This is a genomic window from Acinetobacter sp. S40 (genome assembly GCF_016624705.1).
In the GTDB taxonomy this organism is placed as follows: Bacteria; Pseudomonadota; Gammaproteobacteria; order Pseudomonadales; family Moraxellaceae; genus Acinetobacter.
On the sequence record NZ_JACVTU010000007.1, the window covers coordinates 71665 to 98249 of the forward strand.

Annotated in this window: 21 protein-coding genes; 6 read left to right on the top strand and 15 right to left on the bottom strand. The window is 39.7% G+C overall.

The genetic code is table 11. The features are described from left to right. Positions 1–181 precede the first annotated feature (181 nt). The 6 genes from cntB to IAE19_RS10355 all read right to left on the bottom strand — a co-directional run bounded on the left by cntB (position 182) and on the right by IAE19_RS10355 (position 7844). Positions 182–1138, bottom strand: a complete 957-nt coding sequence (cntB, locus tag IAE19_RS10330; protein WP_200460858.1) for a carnitine monooxygenase, reductase subunit CntB — start codon at positions 1136–1138, stop codon at positions 182–184. Positions 1139–1237: 99 nt separating this feature from the next. After that, the gene (locus IAE19_RS10335; RefSeq protein WP_200460859.1) at positions 1238–2689 is read right to left on the bottom strand and encodes an NAD-dependent succinate-semialdehyde dehydrogenase; all 1452 of its coding nucleotides are present in this window, start codon (positions 2687–2689) and stop codon (positions 1238–1240) included. A 77-nt stretch (positions 2690–2766) separates the two neighbouring features. Then, positions 2767–3882, bottom strand: a complete 1116-nt coding sequence (gene cntA, locus IAE19_RS10340; protein ID WP_200460860.1) for a carnitine monooxygenase subunit alpha — start codon at positions 3880–3882, stop codon at positions 2767–2769. A 63-nt stretch (positions 3883–3945) separates the two neighbouring features. Next, on the bottom strand, positions 3946–4899 hold the full coding sequence (locus IAE19_RS10345; RefSeq protein WP_200460861.1) for an alpha/beta hydrolase: 954 nt from the start codon (positions 4897–4899) through the stop codon (positions 3946–3948). Continuing rightward, a complete protein-coding gene (locus IAE19_RS10350) occupies positions 4896–6551 on the bottom strand; it encodes a BCCT family transporter (protein ID WP_200460932.1) in 1656 nt (551 codons plus the stop codon). Before IAE19_RS10350 ends, IAE19_RS10345 begins: the two co-directional genes overlap by 4 nt. Before the next feature lie 180 nt (positions 6552–6731). After that, positions 6732–7844: a tartrate dehydrogenase gene (locus tag IAE19_RS10355; protein WP_200460862.1), complete on the bottom strand. Its 1113-nt coding sequence runs from the start codon at positions 7842–7844 to the stop codon at positions 6732–6734. Between the two features lie 100 nt (positions 7845–7944). On the opposite strand from IAE19_RS10355, the gene IAE19_RS10360 reads away from it, so the two are divergent. Next, positions 7945–8925, top strand: coding sequence for a LysR family transcriptional regulator (locus IAE19_RS10360; protein ID WP_200460863.1), 981 nt, complete (start codon positions 7945–7947; stop codon positions 8923–8925). A gap of 56 nt (positions 8926–8981) precedes the next feature. On the opposite strand, the gene IAE19_RS10365 is transcribed toward IAE19_RS10360, so the two are convergent. The 5 genes from IAE19_RS10365 to IAE19_RS10385 form a co-directional block, all read right to left on the bottom strand. Beyond that, positions 8982–10166 carry a hypothetical protein gene (locus IAE19_RS10365; RefSeq protein WP_200460864.1) on the bottom strand — a complete coding sequence of 395 codons (1185 nt, stop codon included), beginning with the start codon at positions 10164–10166 and terminating at the stop codon, positions 8982–8984. A 176-nt stretch (positions 10167–10342) separates the two neighbouring features. Further along, positions 10343–11461 (bottom strand): ABC transporter permease, encoded by a 1119-nt coding sequence (locus tag IAE19_RS10370; RefSeq protein ID WP_200460865.1) that lies wholly within the window; start codon positions 11459–11461, stop codon positions 10343–10345. A 4-nt stretch (positions 11462–11465) separates the two neighbouring features. After that, positions 11466–12593, bottom strand: a complete 1128-nt coding sequence (locus IAE19_RS10375) for an ABC transporter permease (RefSeq protein WP_200460866.1) — start codon at positions 12591–12593, stop codon at positions 11466–11468. After that, positions 12590–14377, bottom strand: a complete 1788-nt coding sequence (locus tag IAE19_RS10380) for an ATP-binding cassette domain-containing protein (protein ID WP_200460867.1) — start codon at positions 14375–14377, stop codon at positions 12590–12592. The genes IAE19_RS10375 and IAE19_RS10380 overlap by 4 nt, the downstream gene beginning before the upstream one ends. Before the next feature lie 10 nt (positions 14378–14387). Continuing rightward, positions 14388–15389 (bottom strand): HlyD family efflux transporter periplasmic adaptor subunit, encoded by a 1002-nt coding sequence (locus IAE19_RS10385; RefSeq protein ID WP_200460868.1) that lies wholly within the window; start codon positions 15387–15389, stop codon positions 14388–14390. Between the two features lie 112 nt (positions 15390–15501). On the opposite strand from IAE19_RS10385, the gene IAE19_RS10390 reads away from it, so the two are divergent. Continuing rightward, positions 15502–16149, top strand: a complete 648-nt coding sequence (locus IAE19_RS10390; protein WP_200460869.1) for a TetR/AcrR family transcriptional regulator — start codon at positions 15502–15504, stop codon at positions 16147–16149. Between the two features lie 65 nt (positions 16150–16214). Here IAE19_RS10390 and IAE19_RS10395 read toward each other — a convergent pair whose 3' ends face one another. Continuing rightward, positions 16215–17147 (bottom strand): LysR family transcriptional regulator, encoded by a 933-nt coding sequence (locus IAE19_RS10395; RefSeq protein ID WP_200460870.1) that lies wholly within the window; start codon positions 17145–17147, stop codon positions 16215–16217. A gap of 152 nt (positions 17148–17299) precedes the next feature. Here IAE19_RS10395 and IAE19_RS10400 point away from each other — a divergent pair, with 152 nt between their 5' ends. Both IAE19_RS10400 and IAE19_RS10405 read left to right on the top strand, forming a co-directional pair. Continuing rightward, a complete protein-coding gene (locus tag IAE19_RS10400; RefSeq protein WP_200460871.1) occupies positions 17300–18355 on the top strand; it encodes an aromatic ring-hydroxylating oxygenase subunit alpha in 1056 nt (351 codons plus the stop codon). 654 nt (positions 18356–19009) lie between these two features. After that, positions 19010–19918, top strand: a complete 909-nt coding sequence (locus IAE19_RS10405; protein WP_200460872.1) for a DMT family transporter — start codon at positions 19010–19012, stop codon at positions 19916–19918. Between the two features lie 398 nt (positions 19919–20316). Here the strand turns inward: IAE19_RS10405 and IAE19_RS10410 are convergent, their stop codons facing one another. The 3 genes from IAE19_RS10410 to IAE19_RS10420 all read right to left on the bottom strand — a co-directional run bounded on the left by IAE19_RS10410 (position 20317) and on the right by IAE19_RS10420 (position 23541). Beyond that, the gene (locus IAE19_RS10410) at positions 20317–21105 is read right to left on the bottom strand and encodes a 2-keto-4-pentenoate hydratase (protein WP_200460873.1); all 789 of its coding nucleotides are present in this window, start codon (positions 21103–21105) and stop codon (positions 20317–20319) included. A gap of 73 nt (positions 21106–21178) precedes the next feature. Next, on the bottom strand, positions 21179–22129 hold the full coding sequence (locus IAE19_RS10415; protein ID WP_200460874.1) for a flavin reductase: 951 nt from the start codon (positions 22127–22129) through the stop codon (positions 21179–21181). A 35-nt stretch (positions 22130–22164) separates the two neighbouring features. Next, positions 22165–23541, bottom strand: coding sequence for an LLM class flavin-dependent oxidoreductase (locus IAE19_RS10420; protein WP_200460875.1), 1377 nt, complete (start codon positions 23539–23541; stop codon positions 22165–22167). A 228-nt stretch (positions 23542–23769) separates the two neighbouring features. Here IAE19_RS10420 and IAE19_RS10425 point away from each other — a divergent pair, with 228 nt between their 5' ends. Together IAE19_RS10425 and IAE19_RS10430 are read left to right on the top strand one after the other, a co-directional pair. Continuing rightward, positions 23770–25227, top strand: a complete 1458-nt coding sequence (locus IAE19_RS10425) for an aldehyde dehydrogenase (NADP(+)) (RefSeq protein WP_200460876.1) — start codon at positions 23770–23772, stop codon at positions 25225–25227. A gap of 124 nt (positions 25228–25351) precedes the next feature. Further along, a complete protein-coding gene (locus tag IAE19_RS10430; protein ID WP_200460877.1) occupies positions 25352–26533 on the top strand; it encodes a sugar transporter in 1182 nt (393 codons plus the stop codon). Positions 26534–26585 lie beyond the last annotated feature (52 nt).

Consider the following 26585-nt stretch of genomic DNA (forward strand, 5'->3'; position numbering starts at 1 on the left):
TAAAATTTAATTTTTAAAGTCAGGTATACTTTAAACTGTTTAAATTATAAAGATGCATATACCTGACAGATTTTAATTTCTTTAATTAAAATAACCTTAGACAAATTATTTTCATATTAAATTACAGATTTATTCTATCATTATCTTTCCTGAAGAACGTACCATTTCAGTTCCATAAAACTTATAAATCCAATACTAACTTCTTGCCTTTAGCACGTGACACACAGATCATCATCGATTGCTGTGATGCCTTTTCATCATCGCTTAGATATTGATCAAAATGTTCTGCTTCACCTTCCAGAATCATAGTTTCACAAGTGCCACAGACTCCTTCACGACATAAACATTCAACATCAATATTGAGAGCTTCAATTGCTTGTAAAATGGTTTGATTGCCCTGAACTTCAACTTCCTGATTGGATTTTGCCAACACCACGGTAAATGCTTCACCATCTTCAGGCATAGCTGAGGCAAACTGTTCCCAGTGAATATATTCATCACGATAACGATAAAAATTACAGCGCTCAATCACAGCATCAATCATTGGTTTTGGTCCACACACATACACATGTGTTCCTTTCGGTTGAGCGCCAATCAATTGATCCAGATCAAGGTATTTTCCATCTGAATCGACATAACTAAAAATGTGTTCCGCGTGTTTGTGTTCTAATTCTTGCAAGAGGGCTGCATGTTCGGGAGAACGATAAGCATAGTGCAATTCAAATTCTGCACCACGTGCAGCCAGTTCCCCCATTTGCGGTACAAACGGAGTAATACCAATTCCTCCTGCAATTAGAATATGTTTCTCTCCATCTTCCGCCAACGGGAATAGATTTTTGGGTTCAGAAATCAGAATCTCACAACCTTCGCTACATTGATCATGCATAAAGACAGACCCGCCTTTGCCATCAATATCTTTACGAACACAGACCTGATACGTTGTAAGATCTTGAGCACAGCTCATCAGTGAATAAGCATTGGACAGTTGATCATTCATTTTCACAATAATATGACTGCCACCATTGAATTGAGGGAAATTTTGTCCGTCCTGACGTTTAAATGTAAAGCGTTTGATCAGGGGCGTAAGTTGCTCTACACGTGTGACCACTGATGGAAACATTTCATAATGACTAGCCATGTCTAAATCCTCTTTACCGCATTCTGCTCATCTAAGCATGTTCTATTTTTAAACTCGCATGTGAGGCTGTCACCGCTGACAGCCCCATAAGCATTATTGCTATAATCCTAAACACATGTATTTAATGGTCATGAATTCTTCTAAACCATATTTAGATCCTTCACGACCAACACCCGACTGCTTAACGCCACCAAAGGGCACCACCTCATTAGAAATCGCAGTTGAATTCATCCCGACCATGCCATATTCAAGCTGCTCAGCGACGCGCCAAATTCGTGAAATGTTTTCGCTATAGACATATGCCGCTAAACCGAAGATGGTGTCATTGGCTTGTGTCACAACATCCGTTTCATCTGTAAAACGAATCAAGGGTGCCACTGGCCCAAAAATTTCTTCTTGAACAATTTCCATATTTCGATTCACCTCAGTTAAAACTGTAGGTTCAAAAAAAGTCTGGCCAAGTGGATGCTGTTTACCTCCACATGCTATTTGGGCGCCTTTGCTACAGGCATCGTCAATTAACTGTTGCGCTTTTAATACGGCTTTTTCATTGATTAATGGCCCAATTTGTACATTAGCCTCAAGCCCATTCCCGATTTTAAATTTCTGTACTTCTTGAACAAATTTCTCAGTAAACGCTTGATAAATTTTGTCATGTACGTAAATTCGATTGGCACAGACACAAGTTTGCCCAGCATTACGGAACTTGGCAAAGATCGCGCCCTGTACTGCTTTATCCAAATCCGCATCATCAAATATAATCAACGGCGCGTTACCACCCAGTTCCAGAGCTAACTTTTTAATGGTGTCTGAACATTGCTGCATCAATAAACGACCGACTGGTGTAGAACCTGTAAAAGTCAGTTTTTTTACTTTTTCATGACTGGTAAATATTGCACCAATCTCTTGCGATTTACCTGTAACTACATTAATGACACCTGCTGGAATACCTGCCATTTCAGCCAATTTAGCAATCGCAAGCGCACAATACGGTGTTTCATTGGCAGGTTTGATTACAATGGTACAGCCAGCAGCCAAAGCAGGCGCAGCTTTACGTGTAATCATGGCAATCGGAAAGTTCCACGGCGTAATTGCCGCTACAACCCCCACCGGTTCTTTAGTGACAATAAAACGTTGTTGGCTATTTGTGGTTGGAATCACATCGCCATACATGCGTTTGCCTTCTTCGGCAAACCATTGAATAAACGAAGCCGCATATTTCACTTCGCCCAGTGCTTCCGTTAAAGGCTTACCCTGTTCAATGGTCATAATACGCGCCAATTCATCGGCGTGCGCTAGAACTAACTGGTACCAAGCCAGTAAAAGGTCTGCACGTTTTTGTGCAGTCAATCCTTTCCATGTGGCTAACGCCTGATACGCCACCTCAACCGCTTCGGTTGCTTCTGCTGCACCCATATTTGGAATTAAACCAATTTCTTCGCCAGTTGCAGGGTTGGTCACAGGAATAGTGGCATTGGAGTGGGCATTGATCCATTGACCATTGACCCATCCTTGTTGTTGAAATAACGGACTTGCTTGCAAACTTGACATGTCATGTTCCTATCGATTGAAAGCAAGGTATGACGCTACTCGTCATACCTTTAAATTGACTGATATCTGGTACAAAATTATTTGTGATGTTGCGCCACAAGATTCTGGAAATAGGCAATACCATGTTCACTAATTCCTGAACGTTGCTTATCAGTCATGATCCGGCCTTGGCCACGATAACCACGTGATTTCAAGCCACGTTGTACACTTTCAACCAGTTCAAGGTCTTCAGGACGAAATACATTGCGATACCATTCAATCAAATCTTTCTGGTCTTGGGTCAATTCTTCATTGGTAAAGAAAATATCGTAATGTTGCAAAGTCGTTTCCGCATCCATCGGGAACTCATAAATTACAGTCATAAAATTTGCACCCGGCGGTACGTTAAACATGGTACAAGGCCACGTCCAAAAACCACTAAAGGTTGGATCTTTAACAGAGGGATCAAGCTTAAATGATTTCTCTGAAGAACGTGCATAACCATATTGCAAGGTCCAGTTCTGATGAGTGGTGTGCCAGTATTTATCCACTTGTACAGAGTCTGCGAAACCAGGATGTGCTGGGCCACAGTGATAACATTCTAAATAGTTATCTACAATCACTTTCCAATTGGCAGGAGTTTCAGTGACAAAACGTGCCGCCAATTTCAAGTCTTTGATTACCGCACAAGCTTCATTGAGTTTTTGTGCAAATTCAGGCAATTGATCTTCAACGCAAGTGGCATTTTCGTCCATATTGATAAAGACGAAACCACCATATTCTTCAACTTTTAATGGCACCATACTTGAGTTTTGCTTGTCAAAAGACTCCACATGATCACAGTTACGTGCTAATGCCAAACTACCATCCAGCTTAAACGTCCATGCATGATACGGACAGGTAATCACATTCTTCGCTTTGCCGCTGCCACTTAACAACTCATGACCTCGATGTGGGCAGACATTGTAAAACGCACGTAAAACGCTATCTTTACCGCGAATCACAATAATGTTTTCACCAATCACTTTACGGGTAATATAGTCATTGGCTTGAGCAACTTCACTGCCATGTGCCACGCAAATCCAGCTTTTTGCAAAAATTTCTTCTTTTTCAATCTCATAAACTTGAGAAGACGTATAAAATACTTTTGGAAATGTCCAGGCTACATCTGGATTTGAACAGAAATCTTCGGGTAATTTTTCAACTGCATTCATGGTTTTACTCCATTAAACTCTTTTGTCCTGAGACTGTTTTATCAAAATTGGCGGATGTTCAAATCACGTGAACATTTGCTTTATCGAACTCAGCATATGCTGATATAAATCTTGCACTACAGGACAATCACGTACTAAACGTAAACTGCCATGTAGTAATCCTTTACCGAGATAAAACTCAGCTACAATATTGGCTTGCTTTAATTTATCTACAAAAATACGCCCGTCATCACACAATGGATCGTATTCAGCGACCGCAACAAAACTACTTGGCATATCAGAAAAATCCTGCGCCATGAGTGGTGATAACCGTAAATCCTGCCAGTCACTTTTATTCGGTGCATATTCTTTTAGGTAATACTGCATATCATTGAGCGTTAGCAACGGTGCTTCCGCATGTTGTTGACACGCTGCCGTATCAAAACTGCTGCTCAAACACGGATAAATTAAGGCCAGACCACATGCCTGAGCGCCTGTATGTTGGAGTTGAACAGCCAGTGCAGCGGCTAAATTACCGCCTGCGCTATCACCCGCTAAAACAATTTGTGCCGGATTAATATTCCAGTCGATTCCAAACTGTTGTAACCATTGGTACACCGTTTCACAATCTTCATAAGCAGCTGGAAAATGATGTTCTGGCACTAAGCGATAATCCACACTCAACACTGCAACATTGAGATCACGGCATAAATAACGGGTAATAAACTCATGAGAATCTAAATTGCCCACCATCCATCCGCCACCATGTATATACAACACACATGGCCAACCTGTTGCTGGGGCACTACCTAATGGCGTATACAACCGAACATTGACGGGATGAGCAACATTTGCAATCGTTTTATCTTCAATCTTGACCGTACCATCGCGTGGTAAAGTGTAGTGCAAGCACATTGCATCGTAAGCTGCACGAATTGAATCAATATCACTATCTGCTGGCGAATAAATACTGCTCCAGTACACCAGACTTTGCATTTCTTCACTTAGCTCATCGTATATGTTCGGTTGTAGAGTCATGACAATTCCTTTTGGCTGACTTTATTCGCAATTTGAGTTGCAGCAATATCAATATGCATCTGCTGATGTGAGTCAGTATGATCAAGTGCTTCCAATTCGCTAAAGCTTTTTTGCTCAATCAAATGCGATGGAATCTTGGAATAGTCTTCAATGAGCCATTTCACTAAACCATAGGTCTGCACCAGAATGATCAAAATAAAAGGTAAGGCGGTCACGATTGTTGCGGTTTTCATGGTATCTAAAGGCGCTTTAGAGAAAATCATCGCAATCGGGATCAGCGTTAACATTACACACCAAAATAAACGTGCATTTGGAGACGGATCCTGCCCTTCTCGTAAACCCCGGGTACACGTTGCAGATACCGCATAACCCACTGCGTCCATATGTGCTGCAAGGAAAATCACCATAATGCCAAGAAATAGCCACATCATTAGTTTACCTGCGGGCAATAAACCAAGCAGTTGACCAATCGCCACTTCACCACCTTGCTGAGTTAAGACTTGTGGGACATTAACCATACCGTGAATAAAACTATAAACACTGTAATTTTCAAATATTCCAAAAATGACCCATAAACCAACGCTACCACCAATAACCATGGCAAGAATCACTTCTTTAATGGTTCGCCCTTTAGACACACGCGTTACGAATAAAGCCACCCCAGGTGCATAAGAAATCCACCATAACCAATAGAACACGGTCCATTCACGTGTGAATTTTCCGTCACCCATTGGGTCTGTAAATAAGCTCATATCCACAAAATTAGTCGCCATCAAACCGAAACTCATCAATGAGTTATTCATAATGAATTGGGTTGGCCCAAAACACAGCACATAGATTGCAAACAACACTACGCCCAAGCACACCATATGGCTTAAACGCTGCATCCCTTTGTCCATACCCACATAAGAGCTGAGCGCGAATAAGATTGACACAGCTAAAATGACAATCACTTTGGTCATAAAAGTATTTGGAATACCAGTCAACTGCGACAAAATATTGGTAAATGTCACAGCAGTTAAAACCAGTGAAATAGTGAGAGCACCAAACATACACAGCAAGAACATCAGATCAACCAAGCGTCCGACTGGGCCAGTTGCTTTAAAGCCAGTCACTGCTTCAATCATCGAAGCCAGACTTAAGCCTTTGTTCTTTCTGACATGATAGCTATAGCATAGTGAAATCGATGCCAAGGCATAGATTGACCATGCACTTAAGCCAGAGTGGAAGAATGAATAAGCCACACTGTATTTCAGTGCCTCTGCCGATTCTGGTGCTAAATTTAAACCTGGGGTTTGGTAATAATAAGCCCAGTCTAAAAAGCCCCAGTACAAGGTCGAAGAACCAATTCCCGATAAAATGAACATAAAAATCCATGACATGGTACTGTATTCGGGTTTACCTTCACCGAGCTTGATTTTGCCGTATTTACTAAATGCCAAAGCAAAAGTAAAAATAATTGATAAAAAAGTAAATAAAAGTACAGGTGTAGTAAATACAGAGGTTGTCCACTGCATCCACTTTGCTGCCAACTGTATTGATTCAGATGAGTAAATTGCCAGACCAGCCACCGAGATAAATACAACGGCTAAACTGGTGATCGCAAGCGTCTTATCTGTATAAGGTTTTGTAATTTGATTATCCATATCTATTCAATCCATCTCGGATAGTAGTGGAAGTCTCTAAAACATGCCTATCACTGTCAGTATGTGGAAAAGAATGAACAAAAATCGCAGTTTACATAAGGTAAATAAGCATTTTCAGGACATTTTTAAACCATACCAACCTGCTTAAGTAGCTTTAGAGATTCCCTTATTATTGGCTAAGGACGCCTACTCCATCGCGAATAAATCCATTTTCTGATGCGTAACAAATGATGCAATCGCATCTCCCACTTCATAGGTTTTTGCCGTTCCACCGACATCAGGTGTTTTAGGACCATGGACTAACACATGCTCAATTGCCTGCATAATCTCTTGACCTGCTTCAATGACTTTCTCATCACCCTCTGCCAGAAAATCCAGCATCATGGCACCTGACCAAATCGCAGCAATTGGATTGGCAATTTGTTGTCCAAAAATATCAGGTGCAGAACCATGTACAGGTTCAAAAAGTGACGGGAATTTGCGTTCTGGGTTTAAGTTTGCCGAAGCTGCTAAACCAATCGTACCGGTACATGCCGGGCCTAGATCCGACAAAATGTCACCAAATAAATTTGATGCCACCACTACATCAAATCGCTCAGGCTGTAGTACAAAACGTGCCGCTAAAATATCAACATGCTGTTTATCTGCTTTGATCTGCGGATATTGTTTTGCCATTTCGTCAACGCGCTCATCCCAGTATGGCATACTCACTGCAATACCATTGGACTTGGTTGCTGCCGTAATCTTTTTAGCATCACGTTGATCGGCAAATTCAAAAGCATATTTTAAAATGCGGTCAACACCATGACGGGTAAACACAGCTTCTTGCAATACAAATTCACGATCCGTACCTTCAAAAGCTTTGCCACCAATGGCAGAGTACTCTCCTTCACTGTTTTCACGCACCACATAAAAATCGATATCGCCTGGCTGTTTACCTGCAAGTGGACATTTCACTCCCGGCATTAACCGAACGGGGCGTAAATTTACATATTGGTCAAAACGACGACGAAACTGTAGTAATGAACCCCACAATGAAATGTGATCTGGGACTTTTTCAGGCCAACCCACAGCACCAAAGAAGATTGCATCGTATTCCTGTAAGACTTCAAACCAGTTATCTGGCATCATTTTGCCATGTTCAAGATAGTAATCGCAGCTTGCCCAATCAAATGCATCAAACTGAATCGCAAGGTCATATTTATCTGCTACAGCCTTTACAACTTTAATCCCTTCTGGTAGAACTTCTAAACCAATCCCATCACCCGCAATCGTGGCAACTTTATACTTTTTTGCCATAACGCTCCCTTACACCTTTGGTTAATATCCTTAGATGTAAACATGCTATTTTCAACAGCAATGATCAATAAGAAAACTATCATCCCAATGGACACGGATCGTGAATAATCTACCTAACCTATCGGATTTAAAGGTTTTTTGCACAGTCGCCAAACGCAAGAGTTTTGTCGATTCTGCAGAAGAGCTGGGTGTTTCACCTGCTTTTATCAGTAAACGTATCAATATTTTAGAAACAAATTTAAACTGCAAACTCTTTCATCGTAGTACCCGCCATGTAAGTTTGACTGAAGATGGAAAACTAATTTTAGATCGCGTATCAAATATTCTGGATGAATTTGATGAAATCAGCGAGCTAGTGAATAATCCGCTCAGCACGCCAACGGGTCGTCTGGATATTGTGAGTAGTTTTGGTTTTGGTCGTAAACATATTGCGCCTATCCTATCGAAACTCATGACTATGTACCCCAAACTGGAAATTCAATTTGATACGATTGATAACACCAAAGATCTGATTCAACATAGCATTGATCTGGATATTCGGATTGGTAATGAAATTGCGCCCAATATGATTGCTAAAAAATTAGCATCCAATTTTCGGATTTTTTGTGCAGCCCCGAGCTATCTACTGAAAAACGGAATGCCTGAAAGTCTTGAAGATTTGCGGACACATGATTGTTTAACCATTAGTGAACGTGACCAATCCTCAGTGCTGTGGAAACTTCGTCATGCTTTAGAAGATCGATCTGTGCATGTTACCCCGCGCTTTGTTTCCAATAACGGCGAAATTATTCATCAGCTCGCAACTGAAGGGCACGGTATTATTTTACGTTCAATCTGGGACGTGGCAGATGAGTTGATTAATGGACAATTACAACATATTTTACCAGAATACTGGCAAGATGCTGATATTTGGGCTGTTTATCCATCCCGTTTAAAAAGTTCTTCTAAATTACAAACCTGTATTTTATTTATCCAGAATGAACTACTTAATCGTTTACAGCATGTTCAAAATATCTCTCGTGGTCAGTTGATTCAACCGATTGAACCCATGGCACCACCAACAGAAAAGGTATTTTTATAGTCAAAAAAGCCAGCTTTTTTTATTACAAGCTGGCTTTTTAAATAAATACAAGCAAGTTAGAAATAATATCCAATGGACAAATAAAATAATTTATTCCACTGATTGGTATCGCCTTGAGCGAGTCCATTGGCTCCGCTGCCAGTCATTGGATCATTACGACTCCAGATATATTCCCCCTGTATGCCAACTGCTTTATAGTTAAAATATATGCCCGCAATTAAACGGTCTGAATCCTGATAGTCCGATTCCTCTTTATAGAAACGACTATATGAAACATAAGGCTTGATATTTTCTAACTGGTGAAAAGGCTTGGCAAAGGTGTAATTAATCTCATTGGCCATATATTTGCCTTTATTAGCGACTTGATAAGGATAATCAAATGCCCCGATTGTCGAACTGTTTGGCAGCAAATCATCACCATTCTTAATATTTTGCTCTCCAAATAAAAATAACCATTGCCATGCCTGATAATTGGTGGTGCTAAAAATGCTCCATGTACGGCGATGTCCATCTTGATCTGTGCGATGATTTTTCAGTTCTGAATACCAGTAAGACCCTCCAATTTCAGTCGAAAAGTTTTCTGTAGCGTTCAATTCAAATTTCCGTGAAAGACGTGTCACCCACATATTTTTTTCATCAATATCAGTGCCTTGGGTCAAATTGTCAGCTTCAACGAAGTTACCACTATAACGACTGGAATCTTTAGAAATGCCTTTATAATTTCCCCCATCGGTGGGATAAAAACCTAAAATAAAGTTGTATTGATCATCCTTAAACTGATACTTCACGCCTAAATTTTGGATATCCTCCAGTCCGACTGTATTGAGTAAAGTTTCATAATAACTATTGCCCCAAAGCCGTCCAAACCCAAAATCGACTGATTGCAATCCCATTGAAACACGTTGCTGATTTGAAATTTTATATCCAACCCATGCATCTTTTAAAAATAACGCATCACATAAGCGGCTGTATTGATAACAACGAACATCCATCGATGCAATCCAGTCAGGATTTTCATATGTTAAAACTGTTTTGATATCTGCAAGTTGCCAATCATCATTTTTTGAGCCTTCATTTGCCTCAACCACATAATCTTTATGGATATAGCGGGTACGAATCGCCCCTGAAAGTTTAAGTTGACCCGTTTCAGCAGTGGGATCACCGATACTTAAATCTGCCGCTAATACAGGCATATTTGCCAAAATGCTCATTGAACCTAAAAATAAAAGCGCCTTCTTCATTGTTTTACATCCTTGTTTTAACTTATGTAAAAATGAAGAAATTTAATCCAATGAACAACGGCTAAACTATGAAGTTGGCTTTTCCGAAGTGTGTTTAATCCTTACAGCGCATAAGCAAAATCAAAACATCGATTACACAGCAATCTCAAAATGAGGGTGGAATTACCCAAATTTTATTAAGACAACCGATTTCTAAATAGCCATGCAGCCAAAGGTAATGTAATAACCGCCAGAACAAACATGGGAATAAAATCACCTTTTACCTGACTAAAAGTTGCCCCTTCCAGATAAATTCTTTGTACTAAATCGATTCCAAAACGTAAAGGATTGGCATAAGTCGCAATTTGTAGAATATGTGGCATGTTTTGTACGGGTGTAAGTAATCCTGATAACAACATTAAGGGCATAATTAAAAAGAACGTAAATAACATGGCCTGTTGCATATTTAAAGAGATCGCTGAAATAGACAAGCCCACACCGACCACAGCAATGTTAAAAAATAACAACCCAAAATATAACAAGCTTAAAGAGCCATTCATGGGAATGCCAAACCAGAACATAATGATCAATAAAATAATGGTGGATTGCATCAAACCAATAAAAATTGGCGGTAATGCTTTACCAATCATGATATGAAGCGGGGTATAAGGAGTCACAAGTAATTGATCAAACGTGCCTTGTTCTCGTTCTCTTGCAACCGAAAGCGAAGATAACAATAAAGTTTGCATCATACTTAAAGCAGCAATTAACGAAGGCATAATCCCCCATCTGGATTCCTGATTGGGGTTATACCACGTACGTATTTCAAGTTGAAAAGGGGCAATATTTCCTAAGCGTTCCTGATTAAGTGAATTCACTACATTATTGATATAAGCGCCAGCCATTCCTGCAGTAGATGAATTACGACCATCTAAAATAACTTGTATAGGCGAAGTTTGAGCGTTATTTAGTTTGTCTTCAAAATCTGGCGGAATACTTATCACAGCTAACGCTGTGCGCTGATCAATCACGTCTTTAATCTGTGAATTATTATTGAGAGTAGCGGTTCGATGAAAAATACCAGAACCATCCAAATGCGATAATAATTGCTGAGATGCCAGACTTTTACTCTGATCTAAAATTGCATAATCCACTCGATTTACATCATAGTTCGCAGCATAGCCAAATAATAAAGCCTGAATTAAAGCAGGTGCAAATAAAATAACCCGATTGGCTGGATCACTTAAAATCGTGAGAAATTCTTTTTTGACCAATACCATCAAGTAATTTAACCAAGTAACAAAACTATGAAACATGCTGTTACCCCAGACGTTTTCTTAGTGATCGACACGATGCAGTCATTAAAATCACAACATACACCATTAAAATGCCACACTCTTTTAGCCAAAGCCCCCAGTCATCTCCCCCTAAAAACAGAGTTTTAATGAGGGACATAAAATGAGTTGCAGGCAAAATTTGGCTAATTATCTGTATTAACCACGGTAAATTACGAGTGTCAAAAACAAACCCAGATAGCATCATTGCTGGCATAAAGCTGACCAGTAAAGCCATTTGACTGGCTTGGAACTGGCTTTTGGAGAATCCCGAAATCGTCAATCCTAATAACAATGAAACCAATAAATATAAAAATGATGCACTAATAATAGAAAGTAATGAACCACGGATTGGAACATCAAAGATCAAACTTGCTGCTAATAAGCACATCACAATATCGATCATGCCAATCACAATATATGGAATGAGTTTTGAAAGAACAATTTCCAATGGACGAACTGGAGTCACAAATAAAGCTTCGAGCGTTCCTCTTTCTCTCTCCCTAGCGATTAATAAACCCGTGAGAAATGCACCAATCAAGGTCAATACCAATACGATCAGCCCAGGAACTAAAAACCAAGTACTATTTGCCGATTCATTAAACCACATACGTTGTTCAACACTGATTAATCCCGCTGATGTGCCGATATGATTTCGATCTGCTTGAATCGTTTGTGCTGTTAGTAATGCACCTGAAATATATCCCTGTAAAGCAGAAGCAATCGTGGTCGATCGGCCATTTGTAATGACTTGTATGGTTGCGGTATTTTGTGCGCTTTGCTGTGCAAAATCTGTAGGCAGATTGACAATAGCATCTATTTCAGCGCGTCCCATTGCCTGTTCAGCCTGATAAAAACTGGTATAAGGCAAAGCCGTAATATATTTCGTCCCATTTAGCCCAGCAATCAACTGCTGACTTTGAGGCGTCATATTTTGTGCGACCACGCCTACCCGGCCATTATTTAAATCGAAAGATAACCCGTAACCAAAGAGTAAAATCAGGATAAGGGGTAAGATCAGGCCGATTGCCAGACTACTTTTATCCCGGAGTAATTGATGAATTTCTTTACGGATCAAAGCAGCCAAACGTAAAACAGAAGCCGATCCTTTCATGCGACATGCTCCTGTTGATGTGTACGGGCTTGTTCTACAATCGCAATAAATGCGCGATTCATATCACTACTACTGCCTGTACCCGCCAGCTGACGCACTTGTTTAGGAGAACCTAAAGCCAGCATCTTACCGGCATCCTGTATCGCAATACGGTCACAGTACTCAGCTTCTTCCATAAAGTGTGTCGTAATAATAATGGTCATGCCCTGATCGGCTAATTTTCCGATGGTGTACCAAAAAGCTCGCCTCGCTAAAGGATCAATTCCACTGGTCGGTTCATCCAGAAAGACAATTTCGGGTTGATGTAATAAAGCCGCTGCCATCGACAAACGTTGTTTAAATCCATTGGGTAAATCGCCACTTTTTGCATGGGGCTGGAGTTCAAATTGATGTAACGCTTTTTCAATTTGTTGCTTGAGTTTATTTCCAGATAAACCATACGCCCCGCCAAAAAATTTTAAATTTTCCAGAACTGCTAAATTTCCATACAGCGCAAATTTCTGTGAAACATAGCCAATACGCGCTCGTGCCTGTGCCCGTGCATGACGCAAATTCAGTCCAGCAACTTCAAGAGTTCCACTGGTTGCAGGCAATAGGCCGCATAACATTCTAAATGTAGTGGTTTTACCCGCGCCATTGGGTCCGAGTAAACCAAAAATTTCTCCTCGGTTTACATCGAAAGAAGTACTGGCGACCGCTGTAAAATCACCAAACTTGCGCACAAGATCTTTCACTACAATCACGGGTTCAACTTGATCATTCGCAATTTGCGTAGAAGAAACTAAATCATTTGCAGACTGATGCTGCGTACGATCATCATGCTGTTGAGCCTGATGTAACAACCACATGAACGCATCTTCAAGTTCAGGTTCCCTAGCTGAAACTACAACGCCTTGTGGTAACTGCTCATCGGGTAATTTCGGACAATCCGGTTGTGTAATAAATCGAACTTCATCCCCTTTAGGTACCGCATCTGTAATAAATTGATGATTATCTAATAAATGTGCTTGTAATGCCCGTGCCTTCATAGATTCAGGTGGCTTGACTTGCCAAGTCAACCCTCTGACCTGTTCGCTTAAATGTTGCGGTGTGCCTTGTTGCAGTATTTTTCCCTCATACATGACATATACCTCAGCACATCGTTCGGCTTCATCCATATATGCGGTACTCATAATTACGCTTAACTTTTCTTCTTTCACCAATTGTTCAATGATTAACCACAAATCTCGTCTGGATAAAGGGTCCACTCCGACACTGGGTTCATCTAAAAGTAATAACTCGGGTGAACGAACCAAAGTACAAGCCAAACCCAGTTTTTGTTTCATTCCCCCAGAAAGCTTTCCTGCTGGTCTTTGGGTAAATTTACTGAGATCGGTAATCTCTAATAAACGGGCAAATTGTTGTCTGCGTATTTCTTGAGGAACGCCGTGCAAATCGGCATAGAGATCAAGATTTTCCTGAATACTCAGATCTTCATATAATCCAAACCGTTGTGGCATATAGCTAATACGGTCTTGCACAGCTTGCGGATTTTTTGAAACGTCAGTTCCTAATACCTGTAATGAACCCGAAGTGGGTTGATATAATCCTGCGATTAAGCGTAAAAAAGTTGTTTTACCCGCTCCATCTGGCCCGACCAATGCCGTTACTTGCCCTGATCGTATGTGCATGTTTAAATCCTGAATTGCACAGATATCAGGCATTTTCTTATTTTCTGAGCGAAAGACCTGTCGCAAATTTTGCGCAATAACCACATCAGAAGCATTGTTTGGCAAGTCATTCATAAGCAGTTACTCAATCAGCTTTGGCGATTTTGACTGTCACAGGTTGACCCATTTTTAATTGATCATCTGGATCATTTACATAAACTCTAACCTCATAAACCAAAGTGGTTCGGATATCTTCGGTCTGTACCGTTTTTGGGGTAAATTCTGCTACAGAAGAAATATAACCAATTTTGCCTGAAATGGGCTGATTCGGCTGGGAATCACGAATAACTTGAGCCTGATTGCCCATTTTGATCAAACCCAACTGCTGTTCATTGGCATAGACACGCACCCATTTTGGATCTGTGAGAGCCAACGTATAAACTGTTTTTTGAGCAGTAGTCATATCACCCACTTCCTGAAGTCTGGCACGAACGACTGCATTGACTGGGGCACGTAATATACTTTGAGTAATTTGATATTCAATTAAATTTAGGTTGGCTTGGCTGGCTTCGTACTGCGCTTTGGTAGCGGCGCGATCTTCTGCTCTTGCACCTTTTTCCAATAACACAAGATTAGCCTGCTGTTCTTTAACTGTAGCAGCAGCAGTCGCTTGACTGGTCCGAGCAAGATCAAGTTCCTGTTTACTGATAGCTTGGCCTGCGGTGCTATTATTCAAAAGTTGTAATCGCTGAAAATCCTTACTGGCTTTTTCAAGCTGTGCCTGTGCAGAAGTTAATTGAGCTTTGGCTTGAGTAATCTGTTCTGGGCGGGTACCCACATCCTGTGCAATGACAGCCTGTTTTTGTACATTTAATTGAGCTTTGGCTTGTTGTGCCTGTATTTTTAAGGCATCGGTATTTAGTTCTGCAAGTACTTGTCCCTGTTGTACTTTATCTCCCTCCTGAACATTTAAACGCTGAATCCGTCCTGCCTGTTCAAACGCCAGTGAAACCTGACGAATATCAACATTTCCATACAGCGTCAATTCGTGTTCCGAAGGTTTATCTTTATTCCAATACCAGTATGCAGCAAACGCTAGCGCAAGGATAAGAACGACCAGCAAAGTCGCAACAACACCTTTTTTCATGTTAGTCGCCTTGAATGAAATTATTATAGTTTAAATTCAATTTAAATTTAAATTACATCAACTGGGCAAAAAAATATATACTTAAAAAGCAAAATTTGATTCAGGTTACACAATGTCCAGATCACGTCGCCGTGATGGTGATTTAACGAAAGCCAAAATTATTGAAGCAGCAGGTCAATTAATTGCTCAAGAGGGTTTTGCGCAAACAACCAATAAAGCGATTGCCCAGTTAGCTCAAGTGGATCTAGCAGCAATTAATTATCATTTTGAAGGTCGTGAAGGTTTATACAAAGCGGTTTTGGCTGAAGCCCATGCCCATTATATTGATGAGCAACAATTATCTGAGCTAGTGAAAAGTCCATTCTCTCCTACCAGAAAACTTGAAATTTTCTTTGAGACACTGATTAGTAAACTGGTTGAAAAAGATGCCTGGCATAGTCAGGTTTTTATTCGTGAACTATTTTCTCCTACCCCTTATCTAGAACAGTTCATGGCTCACGATGGAACCAGAAAATTTCAATATATTCGTCAAATTATAAGTCAGGTTTCAGGTCTAGACGAAAATCATCCAGCACTTTTGCCTTGTGTACTGAGTGTTGTTGCGCCCTGTATGATGCTGATTATTGCCAGTACTAATGTTCCGACTCCCATACAGAGCATTTCAAGTATGGATTCACAACGTCTGCTTCAGCATCTTATGACCTTTTCTTTAGCTGGTTTGGAGGCAATTAAGCAAAGTCATCAGATAACTATAACTTAATATTTTTTATTTCGATCCATCTCAATCCTTTTACATAGATTATGGTTTGAATATTTCAAATGTTCTTACAGGCTACTTTTGTCGCTAGGGTAAATTTTTAATTCTTCCATATTTCTGCTTAATTGTTGTATCAAGATTTGAGAGATTCTGGATAACTGACGGCGCTGTCCTGCGCAAAGTGCTAGGGTTAACGGCTGAATAGCGCGCTCTTGAAGAGGAATAAAAATTAGCTCTTTATTTTCAACGGCTGTATAAACATCCAGGTAGCTAAGAATTGCGATTCCCATATTTCTTTTTAACATTGAAATCATAAGTCGAATATCATTCGTCAGTGTTTGATGTACAGGAACAATGTGCTGTTTTTTATACATCGCCATGACTCTTTCATGGATCATTAAAGGCGCATCTGCAATGATATGTCGGCTTTCATAGGTATCTGCAAGCGTAAGTTTAGGTTGAGTCGCAAGAATATGTTGCGGACTCATAATAAAGCCGATTGGGATTTCGATAAACGATAAAACTTCAAGTTGAGCATGTACCAAAGGGTCGAGAATCAGACCAAAATCGATTTCTGTATTGATCAGTTTTTGGATAATTGCCTTACTTTCGTGCGTATGAATATTGAATGTAATCCATGGATATTGTTGTTGTAATTCAGCCAAAGTTTCAATCACAAAACCTTCACTTAATGCTGAAATTAGCCCCATTTCAATGGATCCACGTTTTAAGCCTTGTATCTCATCAAAACGTATACGTGTTTGTATAAACTCTTTTTTCCAGCGTAAAAGATCTGAATAAAGTAATTCACCAGCGAGCGTCAGTTTAAGTCCATTGGGTAAACGCTCGAAAAGTGCTATACCAAGTTGTTCCTCAGCAAGCGTGATTTGTCGATGTACTGCGGAAACAGAAATAAACAGTTGTTCCGCCGCTTTATGCAAATTTTCAGTTTCAGCAACCACTAGAAAATATTCAGCAAATCGAGAAAAAGGAACATTCATCACCGCCATTACCTATATAGAAAATACAAAAAATTAGAAGCATTCTGTTTTTTAGAACATATTATACAAATCATTCTAATAGACAATATACACCATACATTCAATACTGCATTTAATTCGATCATTCCCAAAATAAAGTACGAGGCGCAGCCATGAATGCAATCCCAGTCATCAATCTGATCAACAAACCTTGTTATAGCCAATTTGAAGATCAGGATTGGGAGATCCTTTCCCAACATTGGTATCCTGTTGCTCGAATTGAAGATGTCGCTATTCAACCACAGCAAGTCACTTTGCTGGACGTTAAAATGGCTCTCTATAAAACCGAGTCAGGTGAGATTCATCTGGTGCGAGATATTTGTCCACATCGTGGTGTACCATTGACGAAAGGCTGGGTTGAAGGTGAAGAAATTGTTTGTCCTTATCATGGCCTGCGTTATAACGCGGAAGGGAAATGTACAAAAATTCCTGCACAACCAGAACTTACTAAAATTTCAGATCGTTTCCGACTGACCAAATTTCCCGTGGTACAAAAATATGGTTTGATCTGGACCAGTATTCAAAATCGTAATGTCGAATCGGCTAATTTTCCGCATCTCGATACATGGGAAGATGAAACACATCAAGCCATTTTACCGCCATTTGTGGATATCGCAGGTTCAAGTGGACGCCAACTTGAAGGATTTATTGATGTTGCACATTTTGCATGGGTGCATAATGAAGCCTTCGCCAGTCGTGAAAATCCTGTCGTTCCAAAATATTCAACCCTAAAAACAGAGTATGGTTTACATACTGAATATGTCAGTGATGTAAGTAATTATCCTCATGGATTGCAACATTTAGCACCACAAGATTTCTTATGGAAACGTGTGTTTGATGTATATCCACCATTTTCTGCAATATTAACTGTGCATTTTCCTCATGACGGAATTCTAAAAATTTTAAACGCATGCTGCCCAGTTTCACATAATAAAACCCGCTTGTTTGTTCCTCTGACTCGTAATTTTGATACGACTGGAGATTTACAGGCTGTGTATGACTTTAATGCACAAATTTTTGCAGAGGATCAAGAAATGGTTGAAACGCAAAAACCTGAAGAGTTACCACTTGATTTAACCATGGAAGCACATTTTGAGGCAGATCGTTCTTCTACAACTTATCGTCGCATTTTGGCTGATTGGGGATTAAGCAAACGCTATACAGTTTAAAATTTAATGACTAAGCACCTTTTTTCTTTTCATCTCTAACTGTTTTATACATTGCATTTGTAATGACATTATTTTACTGACTTTTTTGAATGCACATTTTGGTTTCATACGCAGTAAAACAAGAAGTTAAAATAAGCCCTTATTAGTCATATAAAGGCTTATTTTAACTTAATTTTTTATTAAAAATAGAAGTCCCACTTATAATTAATTGTATAGCTCAATGCAAATATTCTCCCTTGTGCAGGAATAGCCAATAATGGATTCGCATTTGTTACAGCCAACTGTTGGCAGCATCTTTATATTGACCTCCAGTATAGGCAAGTGTTCCACCCACTTTATACTGTTTCATAAATGTATAACTTGCTCACGCATCTATTACAAATGAGTTAAATGTAATTCATTCAATACAATAGTCGACAATAATTAATCTTATTAAATGCCCATAAATAACTATAACATTTTGCAGAACATCTAGAATTTTTCAAAATTTTGAACACAATATTTAAATAATGAACGTTTTGTATTATGATTGCACCGATATTTATAGAAAGTTCTCCTCATAGTACAAAGTAGATTATGTTCTGCATTGACACCATGATATTCAAACTTTATCTAACGTCTCCTTACTTTTTCTTTCGCTTTGAGCCAATCTAAATGAGTAATTTACTAACAAAACGTTTTTCACTCGATTACTCATTAGGTCTACTTGCGGTATTACTTGCTGCTTTTTTTTGGGGCACTGCAGGCGCGGCGGCCTCATTTTCAAAAGGCTTACAACCGATTGCCATTGCAACTATTTCAGTCGGGGTCGGTGGCCTGATTCATACCGTCTTGAGTTTGAAAGCAATCCGCCGTAACTATAAAAAAATCTTGCCTTTTAAAACCAAAATTGGTCTCGCTATTATCGTTTCTATTTTATGTCCTTTCGCATTTTATTCTTCTGTTTCTTTGGCAGGTGTTTCAATTGGAACTGTCGTTTCAATTGGATGCGCACCGCTATTTTCGGTTTTATTGGAATGGATATTTGATCACCGTAAACTTTCTCTAAAATGGTTAATTAGTTTTGTTTTTGGCTTGAGCGGTATTATTTTATTGTCGCATATTGGCACATCGGTTCATGAGGATACTGTCGTTCAATCAAATCGTCTGCTGGGTATTCTTTTTGGGCTTTTATCTAGTTTCAGCTATGCATCTTATTCATGGATTATGAAAAACCTTATCAGCCATGGCGTTGACTCTCGAGCAGCAATGGGACTGATTTTTGGTATTTGTGCGGTTCTGGTATTACCTACGCTTTTCATTACTGGCACAAACTTATTTACTTATCCAGAAAATTTAATAGTGGCTCTTTACATCCCGCTAGTGCCGATGTTCTTGGGCTATTTATTTTTTAGTTTTGGATTGAAACATATTCCTGCTAGTCAAGCCATGACCCTCGCATTAGTTGAAATCCCTGTGGCAACCATTCTTGCAGTTTTTTTAGTAGGAGAAAGCTTGACCTCTCAGAGCTATCTCGGTTTATTCTTAATTTTCCTCTGTGTGTTTGTACTCAGTCGAAAATAATTTTTGGCTATCAAAATACTTTTTAATTTCTAAAATTATGCTTTGATCTCAATCTATGTAGCCCATTAAATTAAAGAATCGAAGATCAAGAGTAAGTAATGCCAGAAATTTTCCACTATTGCTGATATTTCAGACTAAATCGTTCATAGACAAGGGCAAATGAAAAGTCAAATTCATAAGCAAGAAATAAAATAACAGAAACTATTAAATACGTTCAGAAATACGATTCAAATCAGAGAATCTAAAGATGAGTGAAATAAAATAGCATTTAATCCAATCCTAATGGCGAAGTTGCTTTTCAAACAACAATCCCTATGCAACCGCTCAAATTAAATAATCCATTTCTGGCGACCCAAAAATGGATTATCGATTATCATGAAAATGAAAACTTAAATGAATTAACGACCATTCCGATATTCAAAAGAGACTTCGCCCCAACCTGTAAAGCGGCCAGTAATGGAAGTTTCTGGTGTCATTTCAACCGCGGCAAGGCAACTGCCTGCAAGAATAATGTCACCTTTTTTAAAGCTAATCCCAAACTCTGACACACGGCGACATACCCATGCGATTGCAGACACTGGATTACCATAAATATCGCCTGTATTACCTTGGGCAACCACCTTACCATTCACTAAAATATCACCTGCAGTATTGGTTAAATCCAGTTCACTAATCTGGCGGGGTTGAGCACCTAAAATGACGCCTCCAACCGATCCACAATCCGCTAAGGTGTCATAAATACCAATTTTCCAGTCTTTGACACGTGAATCGATAATTTCAAGAGCAGGTAAAACATAATCCGTTGCCGAAATTACATCCGCCACTGTGACTTGTGAACCACCTAAATCATGCTTTAAAACAAATGCAGGCTCTAATTCAACATAAGGCGAAATAAAGTGATCTGGCGATACAGGTACTCGTTCAAAGTGGAACAGTCTTTCCATCAAGTAACCAAAGTCAGGTTGATCGACACCAAATTTATTTTGCATAGCAGCTGCAATATTACCCAGTTTAAATCCAGCAATACGCCCGCCTTCTTCCACTTCCTTACGGATAATTTCTTGTTGTACCTGAATAGCAAGCGCGACACTTAAGCCCTCTTCACTGGAAAATACTTGATCCACAGGTGTACAGTTTTTACGCGCTGCAATTAATCGATCCGCAACTGCTTCAATATCTAATGACATATTTATTTCCTTTAAAATCTCAACGGATAAATCCTTGTATTGAGGAGGTTTTTGATCGCCCCTCATGTTTGGTTCAAACGGCTTTATTACCCAAGTGCCAAATATCAATCGAAGCCAATAGCTCCCTTGGATCCCAGACCACCCACTCTTGGGTAATCAAACCATTTTTATGCTTCATGAATGAAGAACCAAAAACTGTGACACTACGATGTGTAGCTGGAACTCCCATAAATGCACCGGTGTGTTTAGCGACTGTTCTCCAATGCAAGGCAATCATGCCTTCTTGCTCCACGGTATGCAGGATTTCCACTTGAAAATTAGTAAATGCTGCATGTGAGTCCTGAATCTGTTGCTGAATATCTGCTAGACTGAACTTTTCTGTATCTTTGGCATAACGTACATAATCTGGACTTACGATACTGGCAAAGGCCTTAATATCTCCTTCTCCCCATGCTTTCGTCCACGCATTTGAAATACGTGCAGCTAAATTGGCTGGAGTATTTTCTGCATTTGATTCAGCATTGGGCATGGGTAATGGCTGACATTCAGCCAACTTGCCCCCACTAAAAACTAAAGGTGCTTGATTACCAAACTGAAAGGCTTTAATTGCCCCAACAATCATAAAATGGTCGCCGGCAATTACTTCAGACAAGACCGTACAATCAATCCATGCCACTGATTGTGCTAAACGAGGTGTACCAAGTGGGCCATTTTCATAATTTAAACCTTTAAATTTATCTTCACCTTTTCGACCTAAAGCTTTACATACATCAAGTTGTGAAGTGGATAAAATATTGGCTGTAAATTTACCCTTGTTACGAAGTACAGGCCAGGTACTCGAAGACTTATCTACACAGAAAGTAACTAAAGCGGGCTCAAGCGATAACGATTGGAATGTTCCAACTACAAGTCCAGTGGGCTTGTCTTCTTCTGTGGTACCAGTAATGGCCACGACGCCTGTTGGCAACAAACTAAATAATTTGCGTTGATCTGCTGATGCAATCACTTGGCTATTGGCAGTCATGTTTTTCTCCTTAAAATTTATCTAACGGTCTTTCCTTAGACCGATGCGTTACGACGATATTTCATCCCTGGATGATCTTCGGCCAAACGTGTTTTTCCTTTGCCAAACAGATTTTCACGTAAAGTAGGCCCATCATATTCGGTACGCATCGCACCACGTTTCTGTAATTCAGGTACTGCAAAATCAATAAAGTTTTTAATATCTTGATACTTGATGCCATAGGTAATGTTAAAACCACTTACCCCAGTTTCTTCCACCCATGCCTGTAATTCATCGGCAACTTTTTTAGGGCCACCCACAATCACAGGTGAGGTTCCACCGATCCCGTTATATTCAGCAATATCACGCGGTGTCCATTCCTTACTTGGATCCATTTTCAGAAAGAAATTCAACATGGTTTGGCTGGCATTAGTTTTGACATCTTTTAATGGTACATCAGGGTCATACTCTGACATATCTAGATTCAGCCAACCGCTATAACGGGCCATAGCACCTTCATAGCTCACTAGTTTTTTATAATCATCATAACGTTGTTGTGCTTCTTCATCTGTACGCCCAGCAATTACCGTAATCATTTGCACAGTTGCAATATGATCCGGATTACGCCCTGCTGCAGTGGCTTGTTCACGTAAATTATCGACCTGTTTTTTCAATGCTTCTTTTGTAGAGGCATTTAAAAACACCGCTTCAGCAGTCGCAGCAGCAAACGCGACCCCACGTGGCGAACCGCCTGCCTGAAAAATCACAGGAGTACGTTGTGCAGATGGTTCACAGACAAAAATTCCTGGAACCTTAAAATGTTCACCCTCATGTTGAATTTCATGAACACGGCTAGGTTCGACATACGTGCATTTTTCACGATCCATGACCACAGCATTTTCTTCCCAGGACCCTTCCCAAAGTTTGAGTGCCACATCAATAAACTCCTCAGCATGTCCATAACGATCATCATGTTCACGTTGTGTACCATTGCCAAGGTTACGTGCAGCACTATCTGAATAAGACGTCACCAAATTCCAAGCCACGCGACCATCCGTTAAATGATCCAAAGTCGTAAATTTACGCGCCAGATTGTAAGGCTGATCGTAAGCTGTCGAAGACGTCACACCAAAACCAAGATATCGAGTGGCAGCAGCCATTGCAGAAATAATATAAGCTGGCTCATCAGCAGGAATCTGGGCAACATCCCTTAAAGCAGCATCAACACTACCCTTATATTTATCGTGATAGCCATCATTATTGGCAAAAAAAATGCCATCGAAACAAGCACTTTCTAATAATTTTGCATATTCCACCCAATATTTTACTGACTTGTATTCATTGCCACGATCTTCGGGATGACGCCATAAACCTGACGATAAATGGGCGGGTGCAGCAAAATCAAATGCAAAAAATCGAATTTGTTTAGACATCGAGGTCTCCTTTCCTATCTTTTTAACCTAAACAGAGGTCTCTACGCTTAGATAAAATCTCAACGTTCACATTGTGAACTACTTGTTTAACTAATGAACACAATGTATGATATCCAAAATATCCTGTCAATAGGGAAAAATAGAAATCTAGATGTTCAAAAACATGTGATTGATTTTTCTCAGATAGATATGTCAAACATGATTCAGAAAAGGTTAAAAGGACACAACATGACTCTCATCACTACTCCTGAACAGTTCAAGGATCAGGTTACTGCGGCACAATCGGCCTATGAAACAAGTCGTCAAATTTCTCCCCAACAACGTGCTGAATGGTTGAATGCCATTGCCAAAGCATTGGGGCATCATGCAGATGAACTGATCGAATTAGCGAGAAAAGAAACGCATTTGGATATCGCCCGTTTACAAGGTGAAATGAAAAGAACAATTTTCCAGCTTCAGTTATTTGCCAAAGAAATCCAATACGGTCTACATTTTGAAGCAACCATTGACCATACCGATGCAAACTGGGGCATGGGTGCCCGACCAGATATCCGTCGTATGAATGTCGCTTTAGGCGTAGTTGGAGTATTTGGTGCGTCCAATTTTCCCTTTGCTTTTAGTGTAATGGGGGGAGATAGTGTCTCTGCATTAGCTGCTGGTTGTGCTGTAATTCACAAAGTGCATGACGCACATTTAACGCTTGGTCTGCGTACAGGCGAAGTAGTAGTTGAAGCCTTAAAAAAAGTGGGGGCACCAGACGGGTTATTTTCAGTAATTCATGGTCGTGAAGCGGCTGAAGCCTTAGTCGATCATCCATTAATACAAGCAATTGGCTTTACTGGTTCCCTTGCTGGAGGGCGTGCTTTATATGATCGCGCTTCGCGCCGAACAAACCCAATTCCATTTTTTGGTGAGTTAGGCAGCATTAATCCAGTATTTGTGACTGAAAAAGCGTGGAAAATTCGTCAAAATGATATTCTCACAGGTTATGCAAATGCGGCGACCATGGGAATGGGCCAATTCTGTACTAAGCCGGGTTTGCTATTTGTTCCTCGTTTTGAAAAAGATGCTGTTCTCCCTCTGTTACAACAAGAATTTTCAACTAAAAAATTTGCGCCACTTTTATCACCAAATCTTAGAAAAGGTTTTGAAGCTGCACTTTCCAAAGTATCTGCAATCGCAAATGTTGATGTTTTAATTGAAGGAAATGGCGCAGAAGCACCATCCCCAACTATTCTGTGTACCACAGTTAGCGCAATCAAAGCTAAACCTGAAATTTTAGAACTAGAAATGTTTGGTCCCGCATCTGTGATGGTTCAATACGATGATGAAAGTGAATTGGCAGAAATCGTAGCATTACTTGAGGGCCAATTGACCTGTACATTACAGGCTGAAGCAGATGAAAACTTAAGCTCTTTCGTTGACGCGGTCCATGAAAAATGTGGCCGAATTTTATGGAATGGCTGGCCGACTGGCGTTACGGTTTCCTATGCTCAACACCATGGTGGCCCATACCCATCTACCACTTCATCTGCACGAACTTCCGTAGGTACAGGTGCAATTGGACGCTTTATGCGGGCAGTTGCCTATCAGACTTTCCCAGATGTAATGCTGCCACCAGCTTTGCAAGAAAATAATCCATGGAAAATTATTCGTCGCATAGATGGTCTTTTAGCTCATTCTTAATAATTTTTGGTTATTTATTTGAGCAACTTTTAAATTAATCATTGATAACTCCTAACATATTTTTAGGAGTTATTATATTTTTTATTTCATCATCGTTATTATATTTAATACTGGAACATCACGTATGCCAATTTATAAAAATGAAAAAAATAAATCGTGGATTCCTGTTATTACTTTAGCTATTGCAGCATTTATTTTTAATACCACTGAGTTTTTACCCGTAGGATTATTAACAGATATTGCAACCAGTTTTAATATAGAGGTTGCTTACACAGGCCAGATCCTGACGGTATATGCTTGGGCAGTTACTTTATTCGCTCTGCCTTTTGCGATGTTATTCTCTCGTTTTGAGCGCCGTAATTTATTAATTTATGTATTCTTAATCTTTATTATTAGCCATGTTTTTACAGCTTTTTCATGGAGTTTTAACTCTTTATTATTTTCCCGTTTAGGTGTGGCTGCCTCTCATGCTGTATTCTGGGCAATTACCATTCCTATTGCTGTTCGATTAGCACCGGCCGGTCAATCAGCAAAAGCATTAAGTTTAGTGGTAACAGGCTCTTCATTGGCTATGGTTTTGGGGGTTCCGATCGGAACTATCATTGGTCAGCACTTCGGTTGGCGTTTTTCTTTTGGACTGATTGCACTTTTAGCCACACTGACATTACTACTTCTTGTCTCTATCTTGCCCCGATTGCCGAGTTATCTTTCAGGAAGTTTAAGTACATTACCAAGCTTATTAATGCGCCCAACACTTATATATGTATATATTACTCTGGCTTTAGTGATAAGCGCCTATTTTACCACCTATACTTTTATTAGTCCTTTTTTACAGCAGGTTGGAAAAATTAGTTCATTCTGGATTGTAATTAATTTATTTATTATTGGGATTTCTGGAATTGTAGGAGGAGTTTTATTTGCCAAGAAATCTAAAAACCATCCTATAGCATTATTTATTTTACCCATGCTGATGCTTTTATTATGTGCATTAGCCCTACATCTGGCAAGCTTCTATATTTTTAGCACTTTAGTCATTTCATTATTGTGGGGAATTTCCATAACCCTATTGGGGATGATCTTACAAAATAAAGTTCTAGAAATAGCATCTGATGCACCCGATATCGCCATGGCCATGTTTTCTGCTGTTTACAATATTGGAATAGGGAGTGGTGCATTATTAGGGGGACAGATTATTTTAAACTTTGGTCTTCTTTACCTAGGCTATCTCAGTTCGATATTTATTCTTTTCGCCCTTTTTTTGTATTTTTTTATAGGGAGAAAGTTATGGAATACCCCCCTCTATTAGGATGATCCAATTTAAGTTTTTTGAAATTTTCATGGAATTGATGGAAGAATAA